Origin of the sequence: Xanthomonas sp. LMG 12459 (assembly GCF_009192905.1) — a bacterium.
In the GTDB taxonomy this organism is placed as follows: Bacteria; Pseudomonadota; Gammaproteobacteria; order Xanthomonadales; family Xanthomonadaceae; genus Xanthomonas_A; species Xanthomonas_A sontii.
This window is the reverse complement of the sequence record NZ_NSGT01000045.1, coordinates 1-8615: the sequence shown is the minus strand read 5'-3', so window position 1 is coordinate 8615 and position 8615 is coordinate 1. Positions and strand designations below refer to the sequence as shown.

Below are 8615 nucleotides of genomic sequence, written 5' to 3'. Positions count from 1 at the left end.
CTGGAAGCCCTTGGCATCGTTGGACAACTTGGCCTTGGTACGGTGCTTGCCATTGGTCAGCTCGATGGCCACATCGAAACTGCGTTTGGCGACGTCGATGCCGATGACGGCAGACATAGGCGATTCCTCCATCGTGTCAGGGTCATGATCGGCGCTGGGCCCGGTCCTGCCTTGTCGATGCGAGTTCACGCCCGCGGGCGGACTCTGGATACCGTTCGGACACACAAGGGCCAGCATGTGGAGGGCGGAGCCGATCTACGATGCAAGCTCGAAGCTTTAGGAGCGACTGGACCTCCCGCACCTCCTCCGATGATCAGTCGGAAGACATGACGCCTGTTTAGGGGCGACATGTCCAGATACAAGGAGCGGCTTCTGCCGCGACCGTAGAGGGTCGGCAACGACCGGCTCCAGGCCGCTCGACCCCGTTGCAGCAGCGACTTCTGCCATCGCCGTCCAGCATCCTGGCCGCGGTGCCCGGATACGCCCACGCTCCTCGTAGGAGCGGCTTCAGCCGCGACAGGCTTTCCCGGTAACGCGCATCGCGGCTGAAGCCGCTCCCACACGCGCGCAACCAGCACTGCCGGGATCTGCACTGTGGGAGGGACTTCAGTCCCGACGACGGAGGGTGTCAATCCGCTTTCGGCTTCGCTTGTCGCGACTGCATGACAGGTGCCCCCCCCACCGTCGCTGGCGCGGACTGCGCACGCCCTCAGGCCGGCAGGTCGACATCCAGCAGTTCGCGAGCGCCGGCACCCAGCAGGGCCTCGGCCACGGCCTGGCCCAGCGCCTGCGGATCCTGCGCACTGCGCTGCAACTCCGCGCGCACCAGGCGCCCGTCGGCGACGCCGCCGACCAGGCCCTGCAACAGCAAATCCTCGCCGCACCATTGCGCGAAGGCCGCCACCGGCACGTGGCAACTGCCGTGCAGGGCGCGGTTCATCGCCCGCTCGGCCTCCACGCAGGTGCGGGTCGGAGCGTCGTCCAGCGCGGCGAACAATGCCAGCGCGGCACTGGCGTCCTCGCGGCATTCCACTGCGATGGCGCCCTGCGCCGGCGCCGGCAGCCAGTCCGGCGCCTGCAGGCGCTGGGTGATGCGCCCCTCCAGGCCCAACCGCTGCAGGCCGGCGCAGGCCAGCACGATACCGTCGTAGCCGCCGTTGTCGAGCTTGGCCAGGCGCGTGTTGACGTTGCCGCGCAGGTCCAGCAGTTCCAGGTCCGGGCGCCGCGCGCGCAGTTGCGCCTGCCGCCGCAGCGAGGAGGTGCCGACGCGCGCGCCCAGCGGCAGCGCGTCCAGCGAGGCGTAGAGGTTGGAGATCAGCGCATCGGCCGGATCGGCGCGCGGCAGGATCGCCGGCAGCACGAACGGCGGATCCAGCTCCATCGGCACGTCCTTGAGCGAATGCACCGCGCAATCGGCCTCGCCGCGCAGCATCGCCAGCTCCAGTTCCTTCAGGAACAGGCCCTTGCCGCCGATCGCCGCCAGCGAGCGGTCCAGGACTTCGTCGCCGCGGGTGCTCATCGGCACCAGCACCACGTCCAGGTGCGGGTGCGCGCGGCGCAGGCAGGCGGCGACATGCTCGCTCTGCCACAGGGCGAGCGGACTCTTGCGGGTAGCGATGCGCAGGATCTTCATGCGCGCATTATCGCGGAAAGCCGCCGTCCGCCGCTGCACGCGGGCGACCCGGGCGGCGTCAGCGTTGGTGGATCTCCTTGCGCAGTTGCGCCACGCAGCGCCGGCTGACCTCCAGCGGTTGCTTGCCATGGCGCAGCACCGCCTGCACCTGGCCCTCGCCGAGCCGGCGCAGCTCCACCAGTTCGTGGCGCGCGACCAGGCAGTTGCGGTGGATGCGCACGAAGCGCTCGGCGAACTCCTCCTCCAGCGCGCGCAGCGATTCCTCGATCAGGTCCTCGCCGCGCGCGTGGTGCACGACCACGTACTTTTCCTCGGCCTGCAGGTAGTGGATGTCGTCGACCGGGATCAGCCGCAGGCTGCCGCGCAGGCGCGCACACAGGTGGGTGCGGCGCTGCGGGGCCGGCGCCGCGGCGTCGCCGTTGCCGCGTCCGGCCATGAAGGTACGGGCGCGCTGCAGGGCCGCAGCCAGGCGCTCGGCGCGCACCGGCTTCATCAGGTAGTCGATCGCCGCCGCCTCGAACGCGGACAGCGCATGCGCGTCGTAGGCGGTGCAGAACACCACCGCCGGGCGCGGCTCGAAGGTGGCCAGGTGGCGTGCGGCCTCCAGGCCGTCGAGACCGGGCATGGCGATGTCCAGCAGCACCAGGTCGGGCTGCGCCGCGGCGCAGGCGTGCAGCGCGTCCATGCCGTTGTCGGCTTCGGCCACCACTTCCACGCCGGCATGCGCGGCCAGCAGCGTGCGCAGGCGTTCGCGCGCCAGGGGTTCGTCGTCGGCGATCAGCACCTTCACCCAGGTCTCCCTCACTCGACTGGCGTGCGCTGCGGCCGATACTAGCCCTGGTTCCGGGCGCCCGCCATCGGCATCGCACCATGCCGCCATGCGGCCGCTGCAATCAGCTGCCGGCGAGGCAGGCGTCCATCCAGTCGCCCAGGTCGGCGATTTCCTCGGCGCAGACCTGGTGCGCCATCGGATAGCGTCGCCACTGCACCGGCATGCCCAGCGCCTGCAGGGTCTGCGCGGTACGCTCGGCGTAGGTCTGCGGGATCACCGGGTCGCCCTGGCCGTGGGCCATGAACAGCGGTTGCCGCAGGGCCGCCGGGACGTGCCACTTGGCGACGCTCTCCAGTTCCGGCAGGTAGGTGGACAGCCCGATCAGGCCGGCCAGTGGCCGTTCGCGGCGCAGGCCGGCGGCCAGGGTGATCGCGCCGCCCTGGGAAAAGCCGGCCAGCAGCAGGCGCTCGGCCGGCACGCCGCGCGCGTCCTCGCGCGCGATCAGGGCCTCGACCTGGGCAACCGATTCGGCGACGCCGGCACTGTCGGCGCGGTTGGAGAAGTCCATGCTGACGATGTCGTACCAGGCGCGCATGCGCACGCCGTTGTTGACCGTCACCGGCCGCACCGGCGCGTGCGGGAACACGAAGCGCAGCGCCGGCCAGTGCGGCCGCACCAGTTCCGGCACCAGCGGCGCGAAGTCGTTGCCGTCGGCGCCCAGGCCGTGCAGCCACAGGACGGTCCAGCGCGGCGCGGCGCCGGTCTCGTGTTCCACTGTCTCCAGCATGTCGGTTCCCGATGAATGAGACCGGATAGTATGCCGGCCTCAGCCCCCGGCCTGCGCCTCGGCCTCGGCACGGCGTGCGGCGGCCTCACGGCGCAGTTCGGCGGCGCGCAGCAGCACTGCCGGCGGCTGCGACTCCTCGGGAATGGCGAGGATGCGCAGCTTGCGCAGCCACAGGCCGGCGGCGCGCGAGGAGCTGATCGCCACCACCGGCACCGCCAGCGCCATGCCGATCACCACCGGCGCCATCCATGCCGCCAGCGACGGCGACACGGCATAGGCCATGCCGCCCATCAGCAGGCCGAACGCGCTCAGTCCGCCGTAGCTGCGCAACAGCGCCGACCACGAAATGCGCCCATCGTCGCGCTGCTGCGCGTCCCAGCCCGAGTCCTTGCCGGCCAGCACCTCGGCCACGCCGCGCGACTGCACGTACATCACCACCGGCGCCATCAGCGCGGCCAGCAGGGTTTCCAGCAGCATGCTGGCGAAGGCGCGCAGCCCGCCGCCGCAGCCGCGGCGTTCGCCGGGCTTGAGCAGCATCGCGAAGTAGCCCATCACCTTGGGCGCCAGCAGCACGAACATGGTCACCGCGAATACCCAGGCCACCCGCGTGGAGTCCTGCTGGTGCCAGTAGCGCGCCGGCGAGAACGGCGAGATCACCGAGGCGACCAGGTCGAAACCGCCGTTCTGCAGCGGAATGGCGATGCCGATCAGCATCAGCATGCCCCACATCGGCGCGGTGAAGTAATGGCCGATGCCGATCAGCATGTGCATGCGGCTGACCCAGTGCAGGCCACGCGTGCGCACCACCTTGGAGTGCTGCAGGTTGCCCTGGCACCAGCGGCGGTCGCGCACCAGCAGGTCGGTCAGCGTCGGCGGGCCTTCCTCGTAGCTGCCCTGCAGGTACGGCACCATGTGCATCGCCCAGCCGCCGCGGCGCATCAGCGCCGCCTCGACGAAGTCGTGGCTGAGCACGTGGCCGCAGAACGGCTTGCGCCCGGGCAGCGACGGCAGGCCCGCCTGCGCGGCGAAGGCCTCGGTGCGGATCATCGCGTTGTGACCCCAGTAGTTGCTTTCCGCCCCATGCCACCAGGCCACGCCGAAGGCGATCACCGGGCCGTAGACGCGGCCGCCGAACTGCTGCATGCGCGCGAACAGGGTGTTGCCGTTGACCACTTCCGGCAGGGTCTGGATCAGGCCGACGTCGGGGTTGGCCTCCATGCCGGCAGCCAGGCGCACGATGCTGTCGCCGGTCATCAGGCTGTCGGCGTCCAGGATCAGCATCTGCGGATAGGCGCCGCCGAAGCGGCGTACCCAGTCGGCGATGTTGCCGGCCTTGCGCCCGGCATTGCTGGCGCGGCGCCGGTAGAACAGGCGGCCTTGGCCGCCGACGCGCTCCACCAGCTCGGCGTACACCTTCTCTTCTTCCGCGCCGATGGCCGGGCGCGTGGTGTCGCTGAGGATGAAGAAATCGAAGCGCTCGATCTGGCCGGTGGCCGCCACCGATTCGTAGATCGCCTGCAGGCCGGCCATCAGCCGGTGCGGATCCTCGTTGTAGGTGGGCATCAGCAGCGCGGTGCGGTTGCGCACCTGCGGCAGCGGCGCGTCCGGATCGATGCCGAGCTTGCGACCCTTGCCGAACACCAGGGTGAAGAAGCCGGCCAGCGCGCTCACGAACGACAGCGCGATCCAGGCGAACAACGGGATGAACAGCACCATCAGACAGGCTTCGAGCACGCTCACGCCGCCGATCACCAAGACCTTGCCGATCAGCCAACTGGCATAGGCGGTCATCGCGGCGGTGGTGCCGAACACGTAGAAGCGCCGCCAGCCGATCCCGACCGGGGTGCTGGGCAGGCGCGTGTTGCGCAGTTTGCCTTCCTGCAGCGACTGCAGCGGCATGGCCAGCGGCGCCTCGGGCGGCAGGACCGCGTGGCCGGCATCCAGGGGAGCATCGACGTGCACGGCCGGTGTGGGGGCGACCGTGCTCATGCGATCCGCCGACCGCGTCCGGCGCCGCAGCGCCATCGGGAAGTGCCGCTGGCGGACGGCACGGCGGATGCCGCCGCGGCCACGCGCGCCTGGTTGTGTTCGCCAGTTGGTACCACGTGCTCTCCTGTCGACGGGCAAGGACGCCGGTCAATGTAAACCCTAAATAGTAAGCTTTCGCGAAGGTGGCCAGCGGCGGCGCCGAGGTAACGCCGGCCGATCCGTTCAGCCATGCCGCCGTCACCTGCGCTCACCCGCGTTTCACCCGTTGCGCCGACCATGAAGCCAGTCCGGCTATGGAGGATCGACGCATGCGCCAGCCCGCCCGGCGACGCACACGCACCCAGCGGCAACACGACCATCCGGCAGCACCCGCGACGCCGCACGGAGCGCCGGCGCTGTTGATCGTGGACATGATCAGCCGTTTCGACTTCCCGGACGGCGCACGGCTGGCGGAGGCCGCACTGCCGGTGGCCGAGCGCATCGCCCAGCTCCGCGCGCGCTTCCATCGCCGCGGCTGGCCGGTGCTGTTCGCCAACGACAACGTCGCCGACTGGCGGACCGATTTCGAAGGTCTGTGGACCCTGTGCGCCGACCCGAAGCAGCGCGGCGCACGCATTGCCGCCTGCCTGGCGCCGCGCCCGCAGGACTATTACGTGCTCAAGCCCAAGCACTCCGCCTTCCTCGGTTCGGCCCTGGCCCTGCTGCTGGCGCGGCTGCAGACCACCCGCCTGCTGGTCACCGGCATCGCCACCGACGCCTGCGTGCTGGCGACCGCGATCGATGCGCGCATGCGCGATTTCCAGGTGCAGGTGCCGCCCTCGTGCTGCGCGGCGCTGGATGCCGGGCGCCAGCAACGGGCGCTGCAGGTGCTGCGCGAGGCCTTCGCGGTGCGCATCAGCGACCGGCTGCCGGCACGCGCAGACGGATGAGCGGGGTTACTCCGCCGTCGGCACCGGCATCAGGCCGGCGCCCTCGCCCTCGTCGCCGAGCGGCCGCGCCACGAACGGGAACGCCAGGGTGATGGTGGTGCCGCGTCCCAGTTCCGATTCGACGTCGACGAAGCCGCCGGCCTGGCGCACCAACCCATAGACCTGGGCCAGCCCAAGACCAGTGCCCTTACCCTCGGGCTTGGTGGTGAAGTACGCCTCGAACAGGCGCGACTTGACCGCATCGGACATGCCCTCGCCCTGGTCGCTGACCGCCAGGGTCACGTAGCGGCCGGGCTGGCGCATCGCCGCCGCGCGCGACGGCGGCACCTCCAGCGCGCCGCAGCGGATCGTCACCGCATCGCCGGGGCGACTGGCGTCGCGCGCGTTCAACGCCAGATTCAGTACCGCCTGCTCGACCGCGTTGCGGTCGGCATAGGTCGTCGCCACCTCGGCGCATGCAAGCAATTGCAGGCGCATCTCGCCGCCCAGCGCCTGCGCCAACAACGGCTGCATCTGCGTCACCAGCTCGTTCAGGTCCAGCCAGATCGGCTTGACCGGGTGCGCGCGGGCGAAGCCGAGCAGGCGCCGGGTCATGCCCGCGCCGTGCTGCAAGGCCTCGTTGGCGATGGCGAGCAGCCGTTGCTGGTCCGGCTGCAGGCGCTGCGGATGGTCGGCGACCATGCTCACCGAGGTGATCGCGGTATGCAGCATGTTGTTGAAGTCGTGGACCACGCCGGCAAGCATCTGCCCCACCGCCTCGCCCTTCTGCGCCTGGGTCATGGCGCGCTCGGCCACGCGCTGCGCAGCCAGGGCGATGTCCAGTTGCCCGCGCAGCTGCGACTGCTCGGTCTGCCAGCGACGGCCCAGCGCAGCGGCATCGTCGGCGTCCATCGTGTCGCCCCGGCCCTCGATCGGGGCGAGGTGACCCAGCGCGCGCAGGGCCTGTTCGACCTGGTGCTGCTGGGTGACGTCGCGGCTGATCACCAGCACGCTTTCCACCCGCGCCGAAGCGTTGGCCAGCGGACTGACCATCACATGCCACCAGCGCTTGCGTCCATCCAGCGATGCGCGCTCCGCCCAGAATTCGCGCTGTTCGTTACCCAGCGCCGCGGCGAAGGCGCCCTGGGTCAGCGAGCGCATGTCCTCGGGCCACAGCTCGGCCCAGGGATGGCCGACGACGTCAGCGGGGTCGGAAACGCCCAGGAGGGCCAACCCGTGGGGATTGATCGAGCGCACGACGCCGTCGCGGCCGACTTCCTTGATGCAGTCGTGGGAGAGCTCGACGATCTGCCGATAGTGGGCGTGCGTGGTCAAGCTGCATCTCGCAGTAAGTAATGTCGAGAATATCGGGATTCACGGGGCGTCACCAGCGCTTCACTGCCGAATCGTGAATCTGACAGCGATCACTCACGGGGCGATAACGGCATTATGCGCGCGACAACCGTCTCCACCACCATTCTGCTGGTGGAGGACGACCAGACGATCCGGGAACTGGCCGCCGCCATGCTGGCTGCCGATGGATACCGGGTCCTGTCGGCGGCGACCGCGCAGGAAGCACTGGCGGTGCTGGAACGGCATGCGGACGTGATGTTGATCTTCAGCGACGTGCAGATGCCGCGCTGCGACGGCTTGAGCATGGTGCGCCAGTTGCGCCGCCGCGGCATCGTCACCCCGGCCCTGCTGACCTCCGGCATGCACGCGCCGGAACCATGGATGCTGCCGGAGCACACCGGCTTTCTGCCGAAGCCGTACCGCCGCACCGATCTGCTGGCGGCCTTGGATCGTCTGCAGACCGGAGCCTGAGCGGGGCGCCACCCCACACCGCTTCCCCACGGCAATCGCATCCGACAGACGACCGGCCAGCGAATTCAGGCGAAGACCAGCTTTCCGTACCGTGCCGAACGGATCGCCGCCAGGCGCTCGGCGACGAAATAGGCCCCGGCGTTGGCATCGCGGAAATACACGCCGTCGAACGCGTGCCGGCCGAGTACCGCACCGTCGTGGCCACTGCTGCAGATCTGCGGCTCGAGCACGCCATCCGGGCACGCACGCAGCAGCCCATCGAGGACGAAGCCGTCCAGCTCGCGGCGCATCTGCGGTTTCAAGACTGTCATGAGCACACTGCACCATAGACCGCATGAAGCTCGCACAACGGAGGTGGCGACCACGGTCGCACGGGGAGCGCGGCACGTGTCCGGCAACGGAAGCTAAACGATTCATTCGCACGTGCAACGCGATCCATGCTTGCGGCGTCTGACGTTCGGCAAATCCACTATGCGCCGCACTCTCCATTTCGCCGTAGACAAGCGCGCGCTTCACGCCTCTTTTATCGCGCCATTTGTACTTTGCTCGTGCATTATCGCACTGCAACATCGCCGTTCCGTTTCGACGCTGCTGTGCCTCTTTCTTCGCATCACGTCGCGCGCCCGCCAGGACGCGCGTCGGCAGTCGCTTTCCGCTTTTCGTGTGCCCCGTCCTCCCCCTTCCCAGACGGAACCGCCATGT

General features: G+C 69.6%; 8 protein-coding genes and 1 pseudogene. 2 read left to right on the top strand and 7 right to left on the bottom strand.

The window, feature by feature from the left end:
- The 5 genes and pseudogenes from CEK65_RS11685 to mdoH form a co-directional block, all read right to left on the bottom strand.
- Window positions 1-117: pseudogene (locus tag CEK65_RS11685) on the bottom strand (IS110 family transposase); the annotation flags it as partial.
- 592 nt (window positions 118-709) lie between these two features.
- Window positions 710-1633, bottom strand: a complete 924-nt coding sequence (hemC, locus tag CEK65_RS11680; protein ID WP_152181832.1) for a hydroxymethylbilane synthase — start codon at window positions 1631-1633, stop codon at window positions 710-712.
- A gap of 58 nt (window positions 1634-1691) precedes the next feature.
- The gene (locus CEK65_RS11675) at window positions 1692-2438 is read right to left on the bottom strand and encodes a LytTR family DNA-binding domain-containing protein (RefSeq protein WP_193312529.1); all 747 of its coding nucleotides are present in this window, start codon (window positions 2436-2438) and stop codon (window positions 1692-1694) included.
- Between the two features lie 88 nt (window positions 2439-2526).
- Entirely contained in the window at window positions 2527-3192 is a 666-nt protein-coding gene (locus CEK65_RS11670) for an alpha/beta hydrolase (protein ID WP_152181831.1), read from the bottom strand.
- 39 nt (window positions 3193-3231) lie between these two features.
- Window positions 3232-5181 carry a glucans biosynthesis glucosyltransferase MdoH gene (gene mdoH, locus CEK65_RS11665; RefSeq protein ID WP_193314769.1) on the bottom strand — a complete coding sequence of 650 codons (1950 nt, stop codon included), beginning with the start codon at window positions 5179-5181 and terminating at the stop codon, window positions 3232-3234.
- A 308-nt stretch (window positions 5182-5489) separates the two neighbouring features.
- Between mdoH and CEK65_RS11660 the strand changes: the two genes are divergently transcribed.
- On the top strand, window positions 5490-6110 hold the full coding sequence (locus CEK65_RS11660) for an isochorismatase family cysteine hydrolase (protein ID WP_226980558.1): 621 nt from the start codon (window positions 5490-5492) through the stop codon (window positions 6108-6110).
- A 6-nt stretch (window positions 6111-6116) separates the two neighbouring features.
- Here CEK65_RS11660 and CEK65_RS11655 read toward each other — a convergent pair whose 3' ends face one another.
- Entirely contained in the window at window positions 6117-7424 is a 1308-nt protein-coding gene (locus tag CEK65_RS11655; RefSeq protein ID WP_152181828.1) for an ATP-binding protein, read from the bottom strand.
- A gap of 114 nt (window positions 7425-7538) precedes the next feature.
- Here CEK65_RS11655 and CEK65_RS11650 point away from each other — a divergent pair, with 114 nt between their 5' ends.
- Entirely contained in the window at window positions 7539-7913 is a 375-nt protein-coding gene (locus tag CEK65_RS11650) for a response regulator (RefSeq protein WP_152181827.1), read from the top strand.
- Window positions 7914-7978: 65 nt separating this feature from the next.
- Here CEK65_RS11650 and CEK65_RS11645 read toward each other — a convergent pair whose 3' ends face one another.
- Window positions 7979-8224 carry a hypothetical protein gene (locus CEK65_RS11645; RefSeq protein WP_226980557.1) on the bottom strand — a complete coding sequence of 82 codons (246 nt, stop codon included), beginning with the start codon at window positions 8222-8224 and terminating at the stop codon, window positions 7979-7981.
- Window positions 8225-8615 lie beyond the last annotated feature (391 nt).